Below are 21,377 nucleotides of genomic sequence, written 5' to 3' on the forward strand. Positions count from 1 at the left end.
GAAGAGTCATGACTGACGAACACTCCATCCGCGCGCTCAGCAGGCGCCGCTTCCTGACGGCCGCCGGCGTGCTCACGGCCGGCGCGCTCACGCTCGCCGCCTGCGGCGGAACGGACGACGCGGGCGCGGGCAAGACCGCGACGGACGGCGCCGGCGGCGCGGCCAAGGCGGCGGGCACGCTCACGTTCGGCGTCGGATCCATCTCCGACTATCTCAACCCGCTCAGCACCACCTCGAGCCGGGTGCACTGGATCACCGACCCCGTCGTCGAGTCGCTCTACACCTACGACCCGTCGCTCGCGTCGGTCCCGCTGCTCGCGGACGGCGAACCCGAGATCTCGTCCGACGGGCTGACCTGGACGATCAAGCTGAAGCAGGGGGTGACCTTCCACAACGGCGATCCGTTCACCGCCGCCCACGTGGTGGAGACGCTGACCTTCGTCACCGATCCCAAGAGCACGAGCGACTGGACGGCCTACTTCGTCGGTTACGTCAAGAAGGTCACCGCCCCGGACGAGCACACCGTGAAGATCACGCTGACGACGCCGTTCGGCGTGCTCCGCTCCCATCTCACGAACCTGCCCATCGTGCACAAGGACTACGTGCGCAAGACCGACACGACCATGGGGACCGGTCCGTTCAAGATGGACAAGGTGACCCAGGGGCAGCAGGTGACGCTGACCGCCAACGACGCCTACCACGGCAGCAAACCGGAGCTGCGCGGCGTCGTGTTCCAGGCGGTCCCCGATCCCGCCACCCGGCTGGTCAACCTGCGCGAAGGCAAGATCCAGATTATGACCGGGGTCTCGCCGGAGAGTGTCGGGCTGCTCAAGCAGGACGACGAGATCCGGGTCCACCAGGTGGCCGCCCCCAGCGACATCGTGACCTACTTCAACGCCGCCAAGGCTCCCTTCGACAACGTGAAGGTACGGCAGGCACTCGGCCACGCGATGGACCGCAAGGGCGTGCGGGACGTCGTCTACGCGGGGACCGCCACGATCGCCCAGGGCCCGATCGGCCCCGCCACCGAGGGCCACGACCCCTCGTTGCAGATCTACGCCGAGGCCCCCGATCCCGCGAAGGCCAAGGCGCTGCTGGCCGAAGCCGGGGTCTCCTCCCTCGACTTCACCCTGATGATCACCAGCGACCCGGTGATGAAGAACATCGGGCAGGTGCTCGTGGAGGGGTGGAAGCAGGCCGGTATCACCTGCACCCTCGAGGTCCTCGACATCGGGCCCTGGGTGAAGAAGTGGGCGAGCGGCGAGTACCAGATGGCGATGACCGGGTTCGAGAGCGGCTTCGGCTCCGGCCGCACCGCGTTCACCCTGCTCGGGCAGATGAGCTCGCGCAATCCGCTGAACTTCGGCTACAAGAACGACGAGGTGGACAAGCTGCTCGGCGAGGCGTGGGCCGCCACCGACGAGGCCGCCCGAGTGGAGGCCTGCAAGAAGATCGACAAGCTTCTGGCGGACGACGCGATCCTGCTGCCGCCGGTCTACCCTCAGATGATCGTGGCCCAGCGTACCGACCTCTCCGACATCGACGAGAAGCTCATGAGCGTCAGCCGCGTCCCGCTTCCCCCGCTGAGTTTCGCCTGATGGCTGCCATGACGGCCGCGCAGTCCCCGGCCGGGCCGCTGCTGTCCGTACGGGACCTCGCGGTGGTGTTCCGCACCCGAACGGGCGAGGTCCCGGCCGTACGCGAGGTCTCCTTCGACCTGGCCAGAGGAGAGATCTTCGGCCTGGTCGGGGAGTCCGGCTCCGGCAAGAGCACGGTGCTCACCGCGCTCACGCGTATGCTCGCGCGCAACGCGCGGATCACCTCGGGGCGGATCGGCTTCGACGGCGCCGACCTGCTGGCCCTGCGGGAGCCGGCGATGCGGCGGTTACGCGGCGACCGCATCGGCCTGATCCCGCAGCGGCCGATGACCTCGCTGTCACCGGCCACCAGCATCGGGCGCCAGCTGCGCTGGCACCTGGACGGGCTCGACGACGCCGGGCGGCTCAAGGAGCTGCTCGGCGGGGTCGGGCTGGACGCCCTCCTCGACCGGCTGGACGGCTATCCGTTCGAGTTCTCCGGTGGCCAGCTCCAGCGCCTGCTCATCGCCGTCGCCGCGCTCGGCAAGCAGCCGGACCTGCTGCTGGCCGACGAACCGACGACGACGCTCGACGCCACCGTCCAGGCGCAGGTGCTGCGGCTGCTGCTGGAGTTGCGCGACCGGGTCGGGTCGGCGATGGTGTTCGTCACCCATGACCTCGGTGTGATCTCCCAGATCAGCGACCGGATCGGGGTCATGTACGCGGGCCGGCTCGTCGAGGTCGCCCCGGCCCGGGAGCTGTTCGCCGCCCCCCGGCACCCGTACACGCGGGCGCTGCTGGAGGCGATCCCCGTCCGGCACCGGCGGGGTGAGCCGCTGCGTACCATCCCGGGCACGGTCACCGGTGCGAACCGCCTGAGCGGCTGCCCCTTCGCCCCGCGCTGCCCCATCGCCCTGGACCTGTGCCGCGAGGAGAACCCGGCGCCACGTGAGACGGGGCTCTCACTGGTGCGCTGCCACCGGGCGGGAGAGGATCTGTGAGCGTCATCAGCGCCGAGCGGCTCGTCAAGCACTACCGCATCCGGTCGGGTGGCCGGCGCCCCGACCGGGTGGTGCACGCCGTCGACGACGTCTCGTTCGAGCTGGCGGAGGGCAGCACGCTCGCGATCGTCGGTGAGTCCGGCTGCGGCAAGTCCACGATCGCCCGGATGCTCGTCCGGCTGACCGAGCCGACGGCCGGCCGGATCCTCGTCCAGGGCCGGGACACGGTGGACCGGCGCGCGGTGCAGTTCGTCTCGCAGAACCCCTGGTCGGCGCTGAACCGGCGCAAGAGCATCCGGCACGCACTGGAGCAGCCGCTCGCGGTGCACGGGCTGCACCCCGGCCGGGCGGCGCGGGCCGCCCGGGTCCGTGAGCTGCTGGACCTGGTCGGCCTCACGGAGGAGTACCTCGATCGCCGACCCGGTGGCGTGAGCGGCGGCGAGCTGCAACGGGTGACCGTCGCCCGGGCCTTGGCCGTCGAGCCGCGGGTGCTCGTGCTGGACGAACCCACCGCCAGCCTCGACGTCAGCGTCAAGGCACTGCTGGTGAACCTGCTCGCCGACCTGCGGCGACGGCTCGGTCTCAGCTACGTGCTCATCACCCACGAGATCGACATCGCACGGCATCTGGCCGACCGGGTCGCGGTCATGTACCTGGGCCGGATCGTCGAGACCGGTGACGCCGAGCAGGTGTTCACCGACCCCCGCCACCCGTACACCCGGGCACTGCTGGCCGCCGTGCCCGGCATCGGATCCCGGGAACCGGCGCCCCTGCTGCGAGGCGAGGTGCCGTCCGCCGTGTCCCCGCCGCCCGGCTGCCGGTTCCACACCCGGTGCCCGATGGCCGTCGACGCCTGCGCGCGTACCGAGGCGGCACTCGAGCCCGGCCCGGACGGCCGCCGGGTGGCCTGCCTCCGGCTGGACGACCTCACCGCGCCCCCGCCCTTCCCGAACGACCCCTCCTGAACGGAGACGAATCCATTGAGCACCCACGACACGGCACTCACACAGGACACCGACGGCGGGTACCCCACCGTCCCGCTGGCCAAGGAGGTATGGACGCTCGGTGTCGTCCAGTCCCGGGTGAACGCGGCGCCCGACCGGGCGGGCATGAAGGCCAACCTCGACCACATGCTGCACCTGATAGACAACTCGTTTCGGGTGGGATTCGGCGCGGCTCCGGATCTGCTCTTCTTCCACGAGTTTCCGATCAGCGGCTGGGACCGGTGGGACAAGGCCGAGACCGAGCGGCGCTGCATCGAGATCCCGGGTGAGGAGACCGAACTGATCGCCGCCAAGGCCCGGCAGTACCGCTGCCACATCGCCTTCGGCGCCTACGTCCGGGACCCGGACTGGCCGGGGCACGTCCTCAGCATCACCACGTTGATCGGCCCGGACGGTGAGATCGTGGCCAAGCACTGGAAGTCGCGCAACGTCAAGGGCGTCTTCAGCGGCTTCGAGTTGTTCACCACCACGGTGTACGACGTCCTGGACGAGTACATCGACAAGTACGGTCAGGACGAGGTGGTTCCGGTGGCCCGTACGCCGCTGGGGAACATCTCCATGTCGTCCACTCAGCTGGAGCCGGAGTTGTTCCGGACCGCGGCGATCAAGGGCGCCGAGGTCTTCCTCCGTACCGCGACGGGTGGCTTCAGCGAGATCGACGTTCGAGCCACCGCCCTGCACAACCGGGCGTACTGTGCGATCGTCAACAACTCGGTGCTTGCGGCGGAGACCAATTACTTCGAGGACACCGGGGCCGGCGGCTCGGCCATCTACGGCCCGGATGGCGAGGCCATAGCGTCGGCCGACAGCAAGTTCGAGAAGCTGGTCCTCGGCCAGATCCCGATCGGAGCGTTCCGGGCGCGGCACCGCCAGCCGGACATCCACTGGGATCTGTACCGGCCGGTCTTCGACCGCTACCAGAGCCGGTTCGAGCCGAACCTCTACACGCCGTATCAGCCGATCAGTTTGGAGGACGCAGGAGGCTATCTGCAGGGTAAGTCCCGCTGGCGTTGAGCCTTAGGTATATCTGAAGCCTTTTGGGCAGCGGAAACTCCTGGTCTCACCTCCTGGGGGTCAAGGGGTCGTGGGTTCAAATCCCGCCGTCCCGACACTGTTCTAGCAGGTCGGAGCCGTGATCACGAAAGAGTGATCACGGCTTTTCTGTTTCTCGTTTGTTGCTCGGACGAGTCGTCAGTTGCCGACACCCCGCTGTCTCCCGTTGCCGCAGGCTGCCGCCCGTTCCGAGGCCTTGAAGCCAATGAGCTCGCCAAATGTTCAAACCGGCCGGCCGCAACGATCGAGTTAGTGATCTACAGTGTAAAGAAGAACTCCGTAAAAGCACCATCTCGGGAGCAGGTGCCACAGCCTTGTGCTCAACGGATATGACTAGCTGCGGGGGTCAAGCGACGAGCGGGAAAGGCGCTTCAGCCCAGAGATCCAGTGCCTGGGCCGCCTCGATGAAGGCGGTCAGCACCTCGGTGTCGGTGCCGTCCGGGTCTCCGGCAACGTAGCCGCGGGAGATCCTGCCGCTGATGCCGCACATCGCCGGTACGACAACGCCGACCGCACTCACCATCCGCGGCGGCCCGTCCTGCCGGGCCCGCGTGACGAGCAACCGTCAGACCGCGTCGAGGGCGGCGTTCGAGCAGGAGGGGTGGATCAGGAAACACCGCTTTGAGCTGGATGAGCCTCCCCATGGTCGGCGGGTAGCTGACCACGAGAAACCTGTGCATGGGGTGTCGAGCGAGGAGCCCGTACGTGGACTACGAAGAGTTCCTCGAAATCGTGAGCCGCCAGACCGGCCTGGACGCCGAGGCCGCTCAGCGCTTCGACGTCGACGAGTTCCTCCGGCGCGTGGCCGAGCGGGAGCAGGTGGACGTCGAGGAGGCCGAACGGCACGCGCGAGCCGTCTTCTGGGCGCTGGGCGGTGCCCTGGACGCCAAGGAGGTGGCCGACCTGTTGGCGGACCTGCCGGAGGAATTCGACCCCCTGGTGGCCGAGGCCCAGCGGCGGCACGTGGAGGTCATGCGGTCCTCGGAGTTCCTCAGCAGGGTCGCCAGTCGGACCGGCCTCGACGCCGAGGGTGCCGAACGCGCCACCGCGGCCGTGTTGGAGACGCTCGCGGAGCGCGTCGCCGCAGGCGAGGTCAGGGACCTCATCCGCGAACCGCCGGTCCGGCTGTATCCACCACTGGGGCGGGGCATCGCCGGTCGCTCCGGCACGGCCACACGGATGGGGCCGGAGGAGTCTCTGCGCCGGGTGGCTGAACGAGAGGGCGCGTCCCTTGACCAGGCGCGGGAACATGCCGCCGCCGTGTTCGCCAAGTTACGCGAGTCCATTACGGACAAGGAGTTCTTCGACATCACCGTTCCGCCCCCCCCGTGCGCATGGAGTCCGGCCCAGGTGAGAAGGTGTGGGGGACGGCATGCTGGCACAGCCGCCTCCGGCACCGCTCGGGCCGCAGGCTGCCGGAGGTCTCCGTGGACCTGCGAAACGTTTCGGAACGGGCGCGGCAGGCATTGCACATCGCGATGGTCGCCCCGCCGTGGTACGACATCCCGCCTAAGGGGTACGGCGGCATCGAGTCGATGACGGCGGATCTCGTCCGCGGGCTGCTCGCCCGCGGGCATCGGGTGACCGTGATCGGCGCGGGCGACGGAGTCGATCGGCGCACCTACAACGAGCCGCCGTCGGCGAGGATCCGGAAGTCGTGCACGCTGCCAGGGCGGAGCACCTCGCAGCGGGCGAGCGCACCCGACCTCAATTGGGTCGCGCAGGTGCACAATGCCGTGGATTTCGCCACGTTCCCGTTCTGTGCGCGCAAGGAGGGCCTACGCGCTGCAACGCTTCGACGTTCCGTGATGACCGAGGTCTACGAACGCTTTTACCAGCAGGTCTTCGCGCGGATACATGACCCGGGCCGTCCGGCGGGACCGGAAGGGTGAATTTCGGGGAGCCACAACGCCTGACCAGTACGGAGTTGCTTCGCACCTGGCGCTCCCCCTGGGCGACTTGCTACTGCTCATGGGAGGCAGATGAGGGCCGGGAAGGGTGGTGCGAGGGAACGGCAGGCGGGATCCTGGCATGGGAGACGAAAATTCCGTCGGGTGTTCCACAAGCCGACGGGGGGACACGCGTCATAGGGATTGTTCCCGCTGGTAGGGCCCTGATACCGCCAACGTCGAAGGTGGCGTGGATTCCGGTTCTCCCGCTCCGGCCGATGCGCATCGGCGGTGGAGCGAGTCGTCTTCACGAGCTGGAATAGCCGAGGGGGTTGGTCCCGTGAGCGTCCCGAGAACAGCAGGGCCCCACAAGGTGGTGCTGGCCACCTACAGCAGCTACGACGCGGCCCATCACGCGGTGGACGTCCTGGCCCGCCACGACTTCCCGATCGCACACGTCACCATCGTGGGCTGCGATCTGCGGTGGGAGGAGAAGGTGCTCGGGCGATGGGGCCTCGGCAGAGCACTCGTCACCGGCGCCGGTACCGGCGGCTGGATCGGTCTTCTCATCGGCTTGATATTCGCGATCTTCAGCCCGTGGGCCGGATGGGCCATCGGCTCCTCGATCGTGCTCGGGCTGGTCTTCGGCCTCGTCTGGGGTGCGATCAGTCACGTGGTGCAGCACCGGGCGTTCGCCTCGATGCCTGCGGTCGTCGCCGACCACTACGACATCCTCGTCGACCCGGAGTTCGCCGACGAGGCCCGGCGCGTGCTCACGCATGCTCGTGAGGCCGCTGCGCTCAGGTGAGCGCCAGGAGGGGGATGAGGACATGGCCAAGGCGGTGGGCATCGACCTAGGCACGACGAACTCGGTCATCGCGACCACCGAGGACGCGCATCCGACGGTCGTCCCGAACGCCGAGGGATCGCGCACGACTCCCTCGGTGGTGGCCTTCACGGACCAGGGCGAGGTGCTGGTGGGCCAGATGGCCAGACGCCAGGCGATCCTCAACCCGAAGGGCACGATCTATTCGGCCAAGCGCTTCATCGGGCGCAAGTTCGACGAGGTGCAGAGCGAGATCAAGGCGGTCTCGTTCGACGTCGTGCCGGGCCCGGACGGCGCCGTGCGGTTCAAGGTGCGCGACAAGCTGTACGCGCCGGAGGAGATCTCCGCCTTCGTGCTGCGCAAACTGGCCTCGGACGCCGGGAAGTTTCTGGGGGAGAAGGTCAACGAGGCCGTCGTCACGGTGCCCGCGTACTTCAACGACGCGCAGCGGCAGGCCACCAAGGACGCCGGCAAGATCGCCGGCCTGGAGGTCCTGCGGATCATCAACGAGCCGACCGCGGCGGCCCTGGCATACGGCCTGGACAAGAAGGGCAACGAGACCGTTCTCGTGTTCGACCTGGGCGGGGGCACGTTCGACGTCAGCGTCCTCGACATCGGCGAGGGCGTCATCGAGGTCCGTGCCACCTCGGGCGACACTCACCTGGGCGGCGACGACTTCGACCGGCGCATCGTCGACCACCTGGCCGACGAGTTCCACAAGCAGCAGGGCATCGACCTGCGGCGCGATCCGCAGGCCCTCCAGCGGCTGTTCGAGGCCGCGGAGAAGGCCAAGGTGGAGCTGTCGGCGGTCACCCAGACGCAGGTCAGCCTGCCGTTCATCACGGCCGACGCGACCGGCCCCAAACACCTGAACACGACACTCATGCGCTCGACCTTCGAGCAGATCACCCACGACCTGCTCGAACGCTGCCGGGGCCCGGTGGAGCAGGCCATGGCCGACGCGAAGCTGACGACGAACGACCTCGACGAGGTGATCCTCGTCGGCGGCTCCACCCGCATGCCGGCCGTGCAGCAACTCGTGCGGCGGCTGACGGGCAAGGAACCGAACATGACGGTCAACCCGGACGAGGTCGTGTCCGTCGGCGCGGCCGTCCAGGCCGCCATCATCAAGGGCGAGCTGAAGGACGTCGTGCTGCTCGACGTCACTCCTCTGTCGCTCGGCGTCGAGACGCTCGGCGGCGTGATGACGAAGATCATTGACAGGAACACCACGATCCCGGCCCGCCGTACGGAGACGTTCAGCACGGCGGACGACAACCAGTCGGCCGTGGACGTGGTCATCCTGCAGGGCGAGCGCGAGCGGGCCGCCGACAACCGGGTGCTCGGCCGGTTCCGCCTGGAGAACATCCGGCCCGCGCCGCGCGGGGTGCCGCAGATCGAGGTCACCACCGACATCGACGCCAACGGCATCCTGAACGTCTCCGCCAAGGACAAGGACACCGGCGCCGAGCAGCGCATCACGATCAGCGAGAGCTCCAACCTGGACAAGAGCGAGATCGACCGGATGATCGCCGACGCGGAGCGGCACCGCGCCGAGGACGCGCAGCTTCGCGCCGCGATCGACGCGCGCAACGAGCTGGACTCGGTCGCCCACCAGGTGGAACGCCGGCTGTCGGAGCTGGGCGAGGCCGTCCCGGTGCACGAGAAGGCGCGGGCCGAGCAGCTGATCATGGAGGCGCGTCAGGCGATCAAGGAAGAGGTGCCCGTCGACCGGCTGCGCGGCCTGACCGCGGAGCTGCAGCAGGTCTACCACGGCCTCGGCGTGGCGGCGTCCGCCGCCCAGGCCCAGAGCCAGGCCCAGACCCAGGGGCCGGCTCAGGCCGGGCCCGGCCAGGCCGCCGCCGGCCCCTCGGACGAGGACGTCATCGACGCCGAGTTCACCAGCTCCGAATAGCCCGTGACATGACATGACCGAGCGGAATGAGACACCACCTCCGGAGCCCCGGCAGGCCGTCGAGGAACCCGTTGCGGAGAAGCTCGCCGAGCTGGAGGACCGGTGGCTGCGCGCCGTAGCCGACCTCGACAACCTCCGCAAGCGTGTCGCGCGCGACATGGACCGGCAGCGGATCGAGGAGCGTACGCGGGTCGCGGCCGAGTGGCTGCCGGTGATCGACAACCTCGAACTCGCGCTGAAGCACGCGGGCGCCGACGCCGACGCGGTGATCGAGGGGGTCCGGGCCGTCCGCGACCAGGCGGTCGGCGTGCTCGCGCGTCTCGGCTTCCCGCGCAGGGACGACGTCGGGACGCGATTCGACCCCGCCAGGCACGAGGCCGTCAGTACGGTCGCCGTCCCGGACGTCGACGCCGGCACCGTCGTCGACGTCGTACGGCCCGGCTACGGCGACGGCGCGCTGCAACTGCGCCCGGCCTCCGTCGTCGTCTCCACGAAAGCCGACGAGTGATGGCGGAGCGCGACTTCTACGAGATCCTGGGCGTGCCGAGGACGGCGGACCAGGACGAGATCCAGCGGGCCTACCGGAAGCTGGCCCGCACCTACCATCCCGACGTCAACAAGGCCCCGGACGCCGAGGACCGCTTCAAGGAGGTCTCGGAGGCGTACGAGGTGCTGTCGGACCCCGGGACGCGGCGGCGGTACGACGCGTTCGGGCCGGACTTCCGCCGGGTGCCCGAGGGCGTGGACCCGGCGGCGTACGCGCGCGCCCGCGCCGGAGCGGGAGCCGGCGCGGGGCCGGGCTGGGCGGGGCCGGGGCCCGCCTGGGCGCGCGGACCCGGCGGGGAGGAGATCCACTTCACCACCGGCGAGGGCTTCGAGGGCATCGACCTCGAAGACCTGCTCGGTGGCGTCTTCGGCAGGCGCAGGCGCGGCGCGACCGGCCGCGGCTGGGGCCCGGTGCCCGGCGCCGACCAGGAGGCCGAGCTGCCGCTCACGGTGGAGGAGGCCTACCGCGGCGGCCGGCGGAGCATCACGATCCCCGGCCCGGGAGGCGCGCGGACCCTCCAGGTGAACATTCCCCCTGGCGTGACCGACGGCCAGCGGATCCGGCTCGCGGGCCAGGGCGGCGCGGGCAGCGACGGCGCCAGGGCGGGCGACCTCTACCTGATCGCGCGGATCGCCGACCACCCCCGCTACCGCCTGGAGGGGCGCGACATCCACGTCCGCCTCCCGCTGACGCCGTCGGAGGCCGCGCTGGGGGCGACTGTAGCGGTCGACACACCCGGCGGGGAGGCGAAGGTCAAGGTGCCGCCGGGTACCTCGTCCGGGCGCCGCCTGCGCCTGCGCGGACAGGGCATGCCGAACCCGCGCGGCCGGCCCGGAGACCTGCTGGCCGAGGTCCGGATCATGGTGCCGCCCACGCTCGGCGACGAGGAGCGCCGCCTGTACGAGCAACTGGCCAGGATCTCGGCGTTCAACCCGAGGAGCCCGTCATGACCTATCCGCTCGTCCGGCTCGCCCAGGCGGACGTCGGGCACCTGGACCTGGAGTCCTTCTCCCGGGCCACGGGACTGCACCCGGATCTGGTGCGTCGCCTGGTGGCGCTCGGGCTGATCGACGCCTGGACCGGCTTCTCGGGCGGCCTGTGCTTCCCGCCCACCCAGGTCGCCGCCGTGGGGCGCCTTCAGCGCCTGCACGCGGGGCTCGCCGTCAACTACGCCTCCCTCGGCCTCGTGACGGACCTCCTGGACCGCATCGCGGAGCTGGAGGCGGCTCTGCGCACCAATACGAGATGGACCGGAGACAGATCGTGGACCTGAACCGCCTGACGCAGAAGTCGCAGGAGGCCCTGCACGACGCCCAGACCGCGGCGATCCGCTTCGGACACACCGAGGTCGACGGGGAGCACCTGCTGTTGGCGCTGGTCCGGCAGCCCGACGGGCTCGTCCCGCGCCTGCTGTCCGCCGCCGGCGCCGACCCGGACAAGCTCCGGCTCGAACTGGAGCACGAGCTGGAGCGGCGGCCCCGCGTCACCGGTCCCGGCGTCGCCCCCGGCCAGGTCTACGTCACCCAACGGCTGTCGCGGCTGTTCGATGCCGCCGAGCGGGAGGCCGGCCGGCTGAAGGACGAGTACGTGTCGGTCGAGCACCTGCTGATGGCGCTGCTGGACGAGGGCGTCGACAGCGCGGCGGGCCGGCTGCTCAAGGGACACGGGCTGACCCGTGAGCGCTTCCTGCAGGTCCTGACGCAGGCACGCGGGAATCAGCGGGTGACCTCCGCCAATCCGGAGGTCGCCTACGAGGCGCTTGAGAAGTATGGACGCGACCTCGTCGCCGCGGCGCGGGCGGACAAGCTCGACCCGGTCATCGGGCGGGACGGCGAGATCCGCCGGGTCGTCCAGATCCTGTCCCGCAAGAGCAAGAACAACCCGGTCCTGATCGGCGACCCAGGCGTGGGCAAGACGGCGATCGTGGAGGGCCTCGCGCAGCGCATCGCGCGCGGCGACGTACCGGAGGGCCTGAAGGACAAGACGATCTTCAGCCTGGACATGGGCGCGCTCGTCGCGGGGGCGAAGTACCGCGGCGAGTTCGAGGAGCGCCTGAAGGCCGTGCTCACCGAGGTGACGGCGTCCGAGGGACGCATCCTGCTGTTCGTCGACGAGGTGCACACGGTGGTCGGCGCGGGCGCCGCCGAGGGGGCGATGGACGCCGGCAACATGCTGAAGCCGATGCTGGCCCGCGGCGAGCTGCACATGATCGGCGCGACGACCGTGACGGAGTATCGCAAGCACATCGAGAAGGACGCTGCCCTGGAGCGCCGCTTCCAGCCCGTCTTCGTCGACGAGCCGTCAGTCGAGGATTCCATCTCCATCCTGCGCGGGCTGCGCGAGCGGCTCGAGGTCTTCCACGGCGTGAAGATCCAGGACGGCGCGATCGTCGCCGCGGTCGTGCTGAGCCACCGCTACATCTCCGACCGCTTCCTCCCTGACAAGGCGATCGACCTGGTCGACGAGGCGTGCGCCATGCTCCGTACGGAGATCGACTCGATGCCCGCGGAGCTGGACGAGCTGACCCGCCGGGTGACGCGGCTGGAGATCGAGGAGGCGGCGCTCGCCAAGGAGGACGACCCGGCGAGCCGGGAGCGCCTGGAGACGCTACGCAAGGAGCTGGCCGACCTGCGGGCCGAAGCCGACGCCATGCGGGCCCAGTGGGAGGCCGAGCGGCACGCCCTGCGCAAGGTGCAGCAGCTGCGCGAGGAGATCGAGAGCGTACGCCGGGAGGCCGAGCAGGCCGAGCGCATGTACGACCTGAACCGCGCGGCCGAGCTGCGACACGGCAGGCTTCCCGAACTGGAGCGCAGGCTGCGTGCCGCGGAGGAACAGCTGGAGAGCAAGCAGGGCGGGCACCGGCTGCTGCGCGAGGTGGTGACCGAGGAGGAGATCGCCGGCATCGTGTCGCGGTGGACCGGCATCCCGATCAGCCGCCTGCAGGAGGGCGAGCGGGAGAAGCTGCTACGGCTCGACGAGATCCTGCACCAGCGGGTGATCGGCCAGGACGAGGCCGTGCGAGCGGTCGCCGACGCCATCATCCGGGCGCGCTCGGGGATCAAGGACCCCCGCCGCCCGATCGGGTCGTTCATCTTCCTCGGGCCGACCGGAGTCGGCAAGACCGAGCTGGCCAAGACGCTGGCCGAGGCATTGTTCGACACCGAGGAGAACATCGTCCGCGTCGACATGAGCGAATACCAGGAGCGCCACACCGTCAGCCGCCTCGTCGGCGCCCCGCCCGGGTACGTCGGCTACGAGGAGGGCGGCCAGCTCACCGAGGCCGTGCGGCGCAAGCCCTACTCCGTGGTGCTCTTCGACGAGATCGAGAAGGCACACACGGACGTGTTCAACACCCTGCTGCAGGTGCTGGACGACGGGCGGCTCACCGACGCCCAGGGGCGCACGGTCGACTTTCGCAACACCGTGATCATCATGACGTCCAACATCGGCTCGCACTACCTCAGCGAGAAGGCGGCGCCGTCGGGCGAGATCGACCCGGAGGTGCGCGAGATGGTCATGGCGGAGCTGCGCGCCCGCTTCCGCCCCGAGTTCCTCAACCGCGTCGACGACATCGTGCTGTTCAAGCCGCTCACCGAGGCCGAGATCGAGCAGATCGTCAAGCTGATGTTCAACGACATCAGAGCGCGGCTCGCCGAGCGCAGGATGACGCTCGAGATCAGCACGGAGGCGGTCCACCACATCGCCGAGCGCGGGTTCGACCCGATCTACGGAGCCCGCCCGCTGCGGCGTTACATCGCCCGCGAGGTGGAGACCCGGGTCGCGCGGGCGCTGGTCGCCGGCGACGTCCGCGACGGCGCGACCATCCGGGTGGAACTGTCCGGCGGCGAGATCGTGGTCACGTACGAGAACCCGGAGGGCTGACCGATGCCGCCGAAGGTCGTGGAGTCGAGCGTCGTCCGGTGCCCGCACTGCGGCCGGAACAACCGCGTGCCCAAGGCGGGGGCGGGAGCGCCGCGCTGTGGCGAGTGCCGGGAGTCGCTGCCCTGGGTGGTGGACGCGGGGGACGAGGACTTCGCCGAGGTCGCCGAGGCGGCGCGGATTCCGGTCGTCGTCGACTTCTGGGCGTCCTGGTGTGGGCCCTGCCGCATGGTGAGCCCGGCGCTCCAGCAGGTCGCCACCGAGCTGGCCGGGCGGATCAAGCTGGTGAAGGTGAACATCGACGAGGCGCCCGAGACATCGCGGCGCTTCGACGTGCGAGCCGTGCCGACGCTCGTCGTCCTCCGGCTCGGGCGGGTCGTGGCCCAGCGGGCCGGTGCGGCGCCGGCGCCCGTGTTGCGGAAGTGGGTCGGCGATGCGCTGGCCGGATGAGCTCACCGAGTCGCCCGATCTGCAGGGCGCCTACCCCCGGCTGAGCGATGTGCAGATGCGGACGCTGGCCGCCCACGGCGAGCGTCGCCCGGCTCACCGGGACGACGTGCTGTTCGCGGAGGGCCACCCGTGCGCCGCCTTCTTCGTCGTACTGAGCGGCAAGGTGGCGACCGTGAAGGGGTACGGAGTCGACGATCAGGTGATCAGGGCCCACGGCGCGGGCCGGTTCTTGGGCGAGCTCGACGTGCTCACCGGCCAGGTCAGCTCGCGCGATGTTCGTCTTCATCGGTGCGGAGCCGTACACCCGGTGGCTGGCCAACGAGGTCGCGCTCGACTCCCGGGGATACATCCTGACCGGGCGGGACGCCGCTCGTTCCGGCAGGAAGGGCGTGCCGGACTCCACCGGTCGGCCGTTCCGCTGGAGACCAGCAGAGCGGGTGTGTTCGCGGCCGGCGACGTGCGGAACGGATCGATCAAACGGGTCGCGTCGGCCGTCGGCGAGGGCGCGATGGCCGTGCGTCTCGTGCACGAACACCTTCAGCTGAGGGGCTGAGCCGCCCACGCGGGGAGGAAGGGGACTGGCGATGGCAGAAGTGATGGCGGTGCCGAGGTTCGAGCGGTTCTTCAGGACGGCGGCGGGCCTCGACGTCGACAAGGAGGATCTCCGGCGCTACAGCGACTTCGTGAACGAGAAGCTGTACGACCTGCTGGTGATCGGCCAGGCCCACGCGAAGGCGAACGTCCGGGACATCGTCGAGACCTGGGACCTGCCCATCACCAAGGGCCTCCAGGAGAGCATCCACCGGTTCCGCGGCCTCGACGAGGACATCGAGCTGAAGCCCATCCTGGAGCAGCTCGCGGCGTTGCCTCCGCTCGACCTGTCCATCGGCGAGGAGGTGAGGGAACGGCTGCCCGAGATCGTCGGCGGGCTGTCGCTGGCGCTGGCGCGCACGTTCACCATTCTCGATCCCGGCCTGAAGAATCCGAGGACCGAGCAGTGGGAACGCGTGATCCGCCTTTTCGAGCTGCTGCTCTAGAAGCGAGGACATCATGAAGGCAGTCGTATACGAGGGACCCCGGCAGGTCGGCGTCAAGAACGTGCCGGACGCGCGGATAGAGATGCCCACCGACGTCCTGGTCCGTGTCACCACGACCAACATCTGCGGGTCGGACCTGCACATGTACGAAGGCCGGACCGACCTGGAGCCGGGCCGTGTCCTCGGCCACGAGAACCTCGGCGAGGTGGTCGAGGTGGGGCCGGGAGTAGTACGCGTCCGCGTCGGCGACATGGTCTGCGTGCCGTTCAACGTCGCGTGCGGCTTCTGCGCCAACTGCGAGAGAGGCCTGACCGCCTTCTGCCTCACCACCAACCCGGAGCCGGGGGTGGACGGGGCCGCTTACGGCTTCGCGGACATGGGCCCGTACAACGGCGGCCAGGCCGAGCTGCTGCGCGTGCCGTTCGGCGACTTCAACTGCCTGGTCCTGCCGGACGACGCGCGGGAGAGGCAGACCGACTACGTCATGCTGGCCGACATCTGGCCCACCGGCTGGCACGCGACCCAGCTCGCCTGTGTACAGGCCGGCGACTCGGTCGTGATCTACGGGGCGGGGCCGGTCGGCCTGATGGCCGCCTACTCCGCGACGTTCAGGAGCGCGGGCATGGTGATGGTCGTGGACCGCCACCCGGACCGGCTGGCCAAGGCCGAGGAGATCGGGGCGATCCCGATCGACGACTCCAAGACGTCGCCGGTCGACCAGGTCATGGAGCTCACGCACGGCAGGGGCGCCGACCGGGGCTGCGAGTGCGTGGGCTACCAGGCGCACGACCCCCAGGGGCACGAGCATCCCAACATGACGCTGAACAACCTCGTCAAGTCGGTGAGGTTCGCCGGGACGATCGGGGTCGTGGGCGTGTTCATCGCCATGGATCCCGGCAGCCCCGACGACCTCTACAAGCAGGGCGAGATCGCCTTCGACTACGGGATGTTCTGGTTCAAGGGCCAGACCATGGGCAACGGCCAGTGCAACGTCAAGAACTACAACCGGCAGCTCTGCACCCTCATCCACGAGGGGAAGGCCCGGCCGTCGTGGGTGGTCTCACACGAGCTGGATCTGGACGACGCGCCCGGCGGCTACGAGCACTTCGACCAGCGGGATCCCGGTTGGACCAAGGTTGTCCTACATCCCGCCGGCACCGGCTGACCCTCCCGTGGCGGCCGCGGGCCCCGCGGTCCGGCCGTTGGCAGTGAGGGGGACGCGCCATGCGCATGCCGGACGCCCGCTGGCTCAAGCAAAGGCTGCACGACGCGCCACACCGGGCCCTTCATGCTGCCCGGGGGCCAGGTGCTGGAACAAACCGGCCGCGTCGTGGGAGTGGGTGAGAACGTGGGCGCGTTGAAGGTGGCTCTCGTGGGGTTGGGCGTGGCGGCCCAGGTCGTGTACCTGCCGCTGCTCGCCAAGCGGCGGGACATCTTCCAGGTGTCCGCCGTGTGCGACCTTGACGGCGACCACGCAGAGACGCTCGGCCGGGAGTTGGGCGTCAGATCCTACGACCGCGCCATGGCCATGCTGGAGGCGGGCGGGTTCGACGCGCTGATCGTCCTCACGCCCGGTTCTCACGGGCCGCTCGTGAAGGCGGCCCTCGCCTGCGGCTGCTGGGTGCTGTGCGAGAAGCCGCTCGCCTACAGCCGGGCCGAGCTTCGCGGCATCCCCGGCGACGCGCGGCTGATGGTGGGTTATGTGAAGCAGTACGATCCGGCCACGCAGCGCCTGCTGTCGACGCTCGGCGAGGCCGGCGGCGCCAGGGCCGTGCGCCGTCTGGACGCCACCGTCCTGCACCCCTCCGAGGAGTCGCAGCTCCTGTTCGCCAGAGCCCGGGTGTCGAGGCCGGCGTCCGAGCGGCTCGCCCCCTACCTGGAAGCCGACAACGAGGCGATCATCGAGGCTCTGGGAACGGTCCCGGAACGGCTGCGGCGCCTCTACTCCCAGGTCTTGCTCGGCGACGTCCGGCACGAGCTGTCCGTCATGCGGCTGCTGGTCGGCTCGCCCGCGACCGTGGACCATGTATCCGTCTGGCCGGACGACGTCTTCCCGCCCTCGGTCGAGGTGAGCGGGAGACTGCCGGACCCCGCGCGCGGCAGGTACGGCCTGTGCTGGCACCACCTGCCGGACTACCCCGTCTACCGGGAGACGATCGCCGTACACCACGACCACGGCTCGCTGGAACTGTGCTTCCCGACCCACTACCTGCTGAACGCCCCGACGAGCCTCACCGTCCTGTCGCGGACCGGCACGGCCGAGCGCATGGTCGCCTACCGCGACCTCGCGGAGGCGTACGAGCGGCAACTGGTGGCCTTCCACCGGTTTGTCACCCAGGACGAACCACCGCTCACCGGGCTCGACGGGGCGTTGAAGGACATTGTCACCGCGCAGCGGATCATCCGCCGCCACGCCGAGCAGACGGGGCTCCCCGTCGGCGGCGAATGCGTGGAGTAGGGCGAGTGTGGGCGGCATGGCGACCAGGGACAGCGTCCGCTCCTGGCTCCTGGAAGGGCTTCAGCACGAGGACGTGATGCCCGCCGGGCCCCACGTGGTGGAGGCGCCGCACAGGCGGCACGCTTGGTGGCGGGTCATGTGCCTCACCGGTCTCGACTACTTCTCCACCCTGGGCTACCAGCCGGGGATCGCCGCGCTGGCGGCGGGTCTGCTGTCGCCCGTCGCGACGTTGTTCCTCGTCGCGCTGACGCTGTTCGGCGCGCTGCCGGTCTACCGGCGGGTCGCGGTGGAGAGTCCGCACGGCCAGGGCTCGGTCGCGATGCTGGAGCGGCTCGCCCCGAGGTGGTGGGGCAAGCTGTTCGTCCTGGTGCTACTCGGGTTCGCGGCCACCGACTTCGTGATCACGATGACGCTGTCGGCGGCCGACGCGACAGCGCACATCCTGGAGAACCCCTTCGCGCCGCGTGCCCTCCAGGGGCACCAGGTCGCCGTGACGATCGGCCTGCTCGCGCTGCTCGGCGCCGTGTTCCTGCTGGGCTTCAGCGAGGCGATCGGCGTCGCCGTCGTCCTCGTGGGCGTCTACCTGTCACTCAACGTTGTGGTGGTGACGGCGGCCGTGCTCCATGTCGCCGACCGGCCCGTCCTGGTCGTGGACTGGAAGCAGGCCCTGCTGTCCTCGCACGGCGGGCCGGCGTCGATGGTGCTGCTGTCCCTGCTCGTCATGCCCAAGCTCGCCCTCGGCCTGTCTGGGTTCGAGACCGGGGTGGCCGTCATGCCGCTGATCAAGGGGGGCCTGGCGGGACGGATCAGGGGAGCCAAAAGGCTGCTGACGACGGTGGCCCTGGTCATGAGCGTCTTCCTGATCGCCAGCAGCTTCGTCACGAGCGTGCTGATCCCGCTGCGGGAGTTCCGGGAGGGCGGCAGGGCCAACGGCCGGGCCCTGGCATACCTGGCTCACGCCTATCTTGGGAACGGGTTCGGCACGCTGTACGACGCGAGCACGATCGCGATCCTGTGGTTCGCCGGCGCTTCCGCGATGGCAGGCCTGCTCAACCTGGTTCCCCGTTACCTTCCCCGGTACGGCATGGCCCCCGACTGGACGCGGGCGGTCCGGCCGCTTGTCCTGGTCTTCACGGCCGTCGCGTTCGCCATCACAGTGATCTTCCGGGCGAGCGTGACGGCGCAGGGCGGGGCGTACGCCACCGGAGTCCTCGTGCTGATCCTCTCAGCGGCCGTCGCGGTCACGGTCTCGGTTCACCGGCGTCGCAGGCGCGCGGCGACGGCGGCGTACGCGGCCATCGCCCTCGTCTTGACGTACACGCTGGTGGCGAACGTGATCGAGCGGCCGGACGGTGTCAAGATCGCGTCGTTCTTCATCGCGGCCATCGTGGTCACCTCGCTGATCTCCCGAGCGACCCGGTCCACCGAGCTGCGGGTCACCCGCGTGGTCCTCGACCCCCTGGCGGAGCGGTTCCTCCGCGAAGTGCCCGGCGACGAGGTCCACCTGATCGCCAACGAGCCGCAGCGGCGCGACCGGGCGGAGTACGAGGAGAAGCTGCGTGAGCAGTGGCGCAACCACCGGCTGGATCCCGCCACGCCGGTGCTGTTCGTGGAGGCCACCGTCCCGGACGCGTCGGAGTTCCTGACAGAGCTGCGCGTCCGGGGCGAGGAGCGGTACGGGCACCGGATCCTCCGGCTGGAGAGCTCCTCGATCCCGAACGCGCTGGCCGCCCTGCTGCTCTACATCCGGAACCGCTTCCGCAAGCTGCCGCACATCTACTTCCACTGGGCCGAGGAGAACCCCGTCGCCGCGATGCTGCGTTACCTGGTGTTCGGAGTGGGCGACGTCCCGGCGATGACCCGCGAGATCCTGCGGGAGACCGAGCCGGATCCCGAGCACCGTCCCCGGGTGCATGTCGGATAGGCCGGCAGGCCTCCGCGTTTGCGCCGACTCCTCAACCACTACCGCGGGCTCCCCGACGTCGTCGTCCCGGGACTGCCGTGCGGCGGCGTGCCGGTGGCGTACGAGGTGGCGACGGGGCTGGGCCACCCGCTCGACGTGTTCCTGGTGCGCAAGCTCGGCACGCCCGGCCGGGAGGAGCTCCCCATGGGGGCGATCGCCGGCGGCGGAGTGATCGTGCTCGACGAGGACGTCACGCGCGTGCTCGTCATACCGTCCGAGCCGATCAGGGAGGTCGCCCAGCGGGAGGCCCGCGAGCTGGCGAGATGGGAGCGCGCCTACCGGGGAGAACCGCCCACGCCCGAACTACGCGGCAAGATCGTGATTCTGGTCGACGACGGACTGGCGGCCGGCGCGAGGCGACCAGAATCAGGCAACAGGGTCGTACACGCCCACGTCGCCGGGCTGACCCGATGTCACGCCAGGCCAGGCGTGGCCCAGTTCAAGGACAGCGAGCTGCCCGCCGGCGCCGCGCGCGACCCTCGGTCTCATTCAATCTCTCGCCGGACGCGGCGAGCAGTCCGCTGCGGAAGTTGCCCGGCTCGACGATGAGCACGGTTACGCCCAATGGGCGACCTCGGCCCGTAGCGCTTCGGAGAAGCCTTCGAGCGCGAACTTCGTCGCCCTGTAGGCGGAGATTCCCGCGAACGACAATCGTCCTCCCACGCTGCTGACCTGCACGATCGCGCCGGACCGTCGTGCCCGCAGGTGGGGAAGGGCGGCGCTGGTCAGCCCGGCGGGGCCGAAGAAGTGGACCTCGAACAGGGCCCGCTGCTCGGCCTCGCCGGTTTCCTCCACTGCACCGACGTGGCTACGTCCGGCGTTGTTCACGAGGATGTCGATGCGACCATGTCGAGCGATGACCTCGGCCACTGCCTCGTCATGGCTCGGGTCTCGGGGAGGGCGCTGGCTTCTGCGCGGATCACGCCTGCTTCATGCTGATCTCCTGAGCACGGGCTGCGGACCTGTCGCAGCAATCAGTGACCTCGTTCCCGGCCGAGGAAGCACGATAGGAGTCGCCTGAAGTCGTGCGGGTGCTCGAGCGCCGGCACGTGCCCGCATCGGCCGAGCACGTGCAGACGGACATCGGCCAGGTGTTCGAGCAGGGGCAGAGCTGCCGTCCCGAGCGGGGTGACTCGGTCCTCGGCGCCGTGGACGAGCAGCACGGGCGCGCGGATCCCTGCCAGCGTTCGCGCCGAGAGGGTGAGGTCGTCGGCCCAACGTGCCCTAGGTGGAGGGAATAACGACGCGTATGCGGCCGCCCCCGCTTCCATCGCAGCTGCACGGGCAGCGACGGCCGACTCGGTCACGAGCGCTTGGTCGAAGACGAGGCGACTCAACATGTCTCGTGCCCCGGGCGGGCCGGCGGGGGCGGCCCAGACCGCGTCGAGCTCGGCGGACAGCGGCGCCCCGGGGGCGCCCATCGTCGAAACCGCCACGACACGGGTGACCTGCTGGGGACGCGCGGCCGCCAACGCCAGCGCCACGGCACCGCCCATGGAGTGACCCACCACGGCGTAGTGCTCGACACCGAGAGCATCCATCAGGCCCGCGGCCTGCTCCGTCCACAGCCGGAGCCCACCCCTGGAGCCCGCCGGGATCGGTGTACGGCCGAACCCCGCCTGGTCAGGAGCCACCAGGTGCCAGGACGTGCCCAGCGCCTGTGCCGTCGTCGCCCAGGCTCCGGATCCGGTCGTACCGGGTCCGGAGCCGTGCAGCATCAGCACCGCGGGCCCGGTGCCGCTTTCCAGGACGTGGACGGGGGAGCCGTCGACTGTGAC

The 21,377-nt window shown here is 69.9% G+C and carries 22 protein-coding genes; 19 read left to right on the forward strand and 3 right to left on the reverse strand.

Annotated elements, in window-relative coordinates:
- Positions 1 to 8 precede the first annotated feature (8 nt).
- The 4 genes from HHX30_RS37560 to HHX30_RS37575 are packed head-to-tail and all read left to right on the forward strand — an operon-like array spanning position 9 to position 4,596.
- Positions 9 to 1,598 carry an ABC transporter substrate-binding protein gene (locus HHX30_RS37560; protein ID WP_169988653.1) on the forward strand — a complete coding sequence of 530 codons (1,590 nt, stop codon included), beginning with the start codon at positions 9 to 11 and terminating at the stop codon, positions 1,596 to 1,598.
- Positions 1,598 to 2,578 carry an ABC transporter ATP-binding protein gene (locus HHX30_RS37565; RefSeq protein ID WP_211593314.1) on the forward strand — a complete coding sequence of 327 codons (981 nt, stop codon included), beginning with the start codon at positions 1,598 to 1,600 and terminating at the stop codon, positions 2,576 to 2,578. The genes HHX30_RS37560 and HHX30_RS37565 overlap by 1 nt, the downstream gene beginning before the upstream one ends.
- Positions 2,575 to 3,543, forward strand: coding sequence for an ABC transporter ATP-binding protein (locus HHX30_RS37570; protein ID WP_211593316.1), 969 nt, complete (start codon positions 2,575 to 2,577; stop codon positions 3,541 to 3,543). Before HHX30_RS37565 ends, HHX30_RS37570 begins: the two co-directional genes overlap by 4 nt.
- A gap of 15 nt (positions 3,544 to 3,558) precedes the next feature.
- The gene (locus HHX30_RS37575) at positions 3,559 to 4,596 is read left to right on the forward strand and encodes a nitrilase-related carbon-nitrogen hydrolase (RefSeq protein WP_169988655.1); all 1,038 of its coding nucleotides are present in this window, start codon (positions 3,559 to 3,561) and stop codon (positions 4,594 to 4,596) included.
- A gap of 385 nt (positions 4,597 to 4,981) precedes the next feature.
- On the opposite strand, the gene HHX30_RS37580 is transcribed toward HHX30_RS37575, so the two are convergent.
- Positions 4,982 to 5,197: a hypothetical protein gene (locus tag HHX30_RS37580; protein WP_169988657.1), complete on the reverse strand. Its 216-nt coding sequence runs from the start codon at positions 5,195 to 5,197 to the stop codon at positions 4,982 to 4,984.
- A gap of 143 nt (positions 5,198 to 5,340) precedes the next feature.
- Here HHX30_RS37580 and HHX30_RS37585 point away from each other — a divergent pair, with 143 nt between their 5' ends.
- From HHX30_RS37585 to HHX30_RS37655, 15 genes are all read left to right on the forward strand, one after another.
- Entirely contained in the window at positions 5,341 to 6,174 is an 834-nt protein-coding gene (locus HHX30_RS37585) for a DUF2267 domain-containing protein (protein ID WP_169988659.1), read from the forward strand.
- Positions 6,171 to 6,527 carry a hypothetical protein gene (locus HHX30_RS37590; RefSeq protein ID WP_169988661.1) on the forward strand — a complete coding sequence of 119 codons (357 nt, stop codon included), beginning with the start codon at positions 6,171 to 6,173 and terminating at the stop codon, positions 6,525 to 6,527. Before HHX30_RS37585 ends, HHX30_RS37590 begins: the two co-directional genes overlap by 4 nt.
- 337 nt (positions 6,528 to 6,864) lie before the next feature.
- Complete coding sequence (locus HHX30_RS37595; protein ID WP_169988663.1) at positions 6,865 to 7,332, forward strand: general stress protein; 468 nt, start codon at positions 6,865 to 6,867, stop codon at positions 7,330 to 7,332.
- 22 nt (positions 7,333 to 7,354) lie between these two features.
- A complete protein-coding gene (dnaK, locus tag HHX30_RS37600) occupies positions 7,355 to 9,265 on the forward strand; it encodes a molecular chaperone DnaK (protein ID WP_169988665.1) in 1,911 nt (636 codons plus the stop codon).
- 13 nt (positions 9,266 to 9,278) lie between these two features.
- On the forward strand, positions 9,279 to 9,773 hold the full coding sequence (locus tag HHX30_RS37605) for a nucleotide exchange factor GrpE (protein WP_169988667.1): 495 nt from the start codon (positions 9,279 to 9,281) through the stop codon (positions 9,771 to 9,773).
- Positions 9,773 to 10,762 (forward strand): DnaJ C-terminal domain-containing protein, encoded by a 990-nt coding sequence (locus HHX30_RS37610; RefSeq protein WP_169988669.1) that lies wholly within the window; start codon positions 9,773 to 9,775, stop codon positions 10,760 to 10,762. Before HHX30_RS37605 ends, HHX30_RS37610 begins: the two co-directional genes overlap by 1 nt.
- Positions 10,759 to 11,085: a chaperone modulator CbpM gene (locus HHX30_RS37615; RefSeq protein WP_169988671.1), complete on the forward strand. Its 327-nt coding sequence runs from the start codon at positions 10,759 to 10,761 to the stop codon at positions 11,083 to 11,085. The genes HHX30_RS37610 and HHX30_RS37615 overlap by 4 nt, the downstream gene beginning before the upstream one ends.
- The gene (gene clpB, locus HHX30_RS37620) at positions 11,058 to 13,694 is read left to right on the forward strand and encodes an ATP-dependent chaperone ClpB (protein WP_211593318.1); all 2,637 of its coding nucleotides are present in this window, start codon (positions 11,058 to 11,060) and stop codon (positions 13,692 to 13,694) included. The genes HHX30_RS37615 and clpB overlap by 28 nt, the downstream gene beginning before the upstream one ends.
- Before the next feature lie 3 nt (positions 13,695 to 13,697).
- Positions 13,698 to 14,141 carry a thioredoxin gene (gene trxA, locus HHX30_RS37625; protein ID WP_211593320.1) on the forward strand — a complete coding sequence of 148 codons (444 nt, stop codon included), beginning with the start codon at positions 13,698 to 13,700 and terminating at the stop codon, positions 14,139 to 14,141.
- Positions 14,125 to 14,694, forward strand: coding sequence for a cyclic nucleotide-binding domain-containing protein (locus tag HHX30_RS37630; protein WP_169988673.1), 570 nt, complete (start codon positions 14,125 to 14,127; stop codon positions 14,692 to 14,694). The genes trxA and HHX30_RS37630 overlap by 17 nt, the downstream gene beginning before the upstream one ends.
- Before the next feature lie 31 nt (positions 14,695 to 14,725).
- Positions 14,726 to 15,178 carry a DUF1931 family protein gene (locus HHX30_RS37635; RefSeq protein WP_169988675.1) on the forward strand — a complete coding sequence of 151 codons (453 nt, stop codon included), beginning with the start codon at positions 14,726 to 14,728 and terminating at the stop codon, positions 15,176 to 15,178.
- Between the two features lie 13 nt (positions 15,179 to 15,191).
- On the forward strand, positions 15,192 to 16,343 hold the full coding sequence (locus HHX30_RS37640) for a glutathione-independent formaldehyde dehydrogenase (protein ID WP_169988677.1): 1,152 nt from the start codon (positions 15,192 to 15,194) through the stop codon (positions 16,341 to 16,343).
- A gap of 123 nt (positions 16,344 to 16,466) precedes the next feature.
- Positions 16,467 to 17,636 carry a Gfo/Idh/MocA family protein gene (locus HHX30_RS37645; protein ID WP_249350875.1) on the forward strand — a complete coding sequence of 390 codons (1,170 nt, stop codon included), beginning with the start codon at positions 16,467 to 16,469 and terminating at the stop codon, positions 17,634 to 17,636.
- 16 nt (positions 17,637 to 17,652) lie between these two features.
- A complete protein-coding gene (locus tag HHX30_RS37650) occupies positions 17,653 to 19,560 on the forward strand; it encodes an APC family permease (RefSeq protein WP_169988679.1) in 1,908 nt (635 codons plus the stop codon).
- Positions 19,561 to 19,578: 18 nt separating this feature from the next.
- The gene (locus HHX30_RS37655; RefSeq protein WP_169988681.1) at positions 19,579 to 20,148 is read left to right on the forward strand and encodes a phosphoribosyltransferase family protein; all 570 of its coding nucleotides are present in this window, start codon (positions 19,579 to 19,581) and stop codon (positions 20,146 to 20,148) included.
- Positions 20,149 to 20,154: 6 nt separating this feature from the next.
- Here HHX30_RS37655 and HHX30_RS37660 read toward each other — a convergent pair whose 3' ends face one another.
- Both HHX30_RS37660 and HHX30_RS37665 read right to left on the reverse strand, forming a co-directional pair.
- Complete coding sequence (locus tag HHX30_RS37660; protein ID WP_311923019.1) at positions 20,155 to 20,469, reverse strand: SDR family NAD(P)-dependent oxidoreductase; 315 nt, start codon at positions 20,467 to 20,469, stop codon at positions 20,155 to 20,157.
- A 104-nt stretch (positions 20,470 to 20,573) separates the two neighbouring features.
- Positions 20,574 to 21,377: alpha/beta fold hydrolase (locus HHX30_RS37665; RefSeq protein WP_169988683.1), on the reverse strand; the 804-nt coding region annotated here is incomplete at its 5' end.

The organism is Microbispora sp. H10836 (genome assembly GCF_012999525.1).
GTDB lineage: Bacteria > Actinomycetota > Actinomycetes > Streptosporangiales > Streptosporangiaceae > Microbispora.

Bases quoted from the DNA above. Each gene is read 5' to 3' on its own strand.
- HHX30_RS37560 (WP_169988653.1), top strand. From the start codon at position 9: ATGACTGACGAACACTCCATCCGCGCGCTCAGCAGGCGCCGCTTCCTG.
- HHX30_RS37565 (WP_211593314.1), top strand. From the start codon at position 1,598: ATGGCTGCCATGACGGCCGCGCAGTCCCCGGCCGGGCCGCTGCTGTCC.
- HHX30_RS37590 (WP_169988661.1), top strand. From the start codon at position 6,171: ATGACGGCGGATCTCGTCCGCGGGCTGCTCGCCCGCGGGCATCGGGTG.
- dnaK (WP_169988665.1), top strand. From the start codon at position 7,355: ATGGCCAAGGCGGTGGGCATCGACCTAGGCACGACGAACTCGGTCATC.
- HHX30_RS37605 (WP_169988667.1), top strand. From the start codon at position 9,279: ATGACCGAGCGGAATGAGACACCACCTCCGGAGCCCCGGCAGGCCGTC.
- HHX30_RS37610 (WP_169988669.1), top strand. From the start codon at position 9,773: ATGGCGGAGCGCGACTTCTACGAGATCCTGGGCGTGCCGAGGACGGCG.
- HHX30_RS37615 (WP_169988671.1), top strand. From the start codon at position 10,759: ATGACCTATCCGCTCGTCCGGCTCGCCCAGGCGGACGTCGGGCACCTG.
- clpB (WP_211593318.1), top strand. From the start codon at position 11,058: ATGGACCGGAGACAGATCGTGGACCTGAACCGCCTGACGCAGAAGTCG.
- trxA (WP_211593320.1), top strand. From the start codon at position 13,698: ATGCCGCCGAAGGTCGTGGAGTCGAGCGTCGTCCGGTGCCCGCACTGC.
- HHX30_RS37630 (WP_169988673.1), top strand. From the start codon at position 14,125: ATGCGCTGGCCGGATGAGCTCACCGAGTCGCCCGATCTGCAGGGCGCC.
- HHX30_RS37635 (WP_169988675.1), top strand. From the start codon at position 14,726: ATGGCAGAAGTGATGGCGGTGCCGAGGTTCGAGCGGTTCTTCAGGACG.
- HHX30_RS37640 (WP_169988677.1), top strand. From the start codon at position 15,192: ATGAAGGCAGTCGTATACGAGGGACCCCGGCAGGTCGGCGTCAAGAAC.
- HHX30_RS37645 (WP_249350875.1), top strand. From the start codon at position 16,467: ATGCTGCCCGGGGGCCAGGTGCTGGAACAAACCGGCCGCGTCGTGGGA.
- HHX30_RS37650 (WP_169988679.1), top strand. From the start codon at position 17,653: ATGGCGACCAGGGACAGCGTCCGCTCCTGGCTCCTGGAAGGGCTTCAG.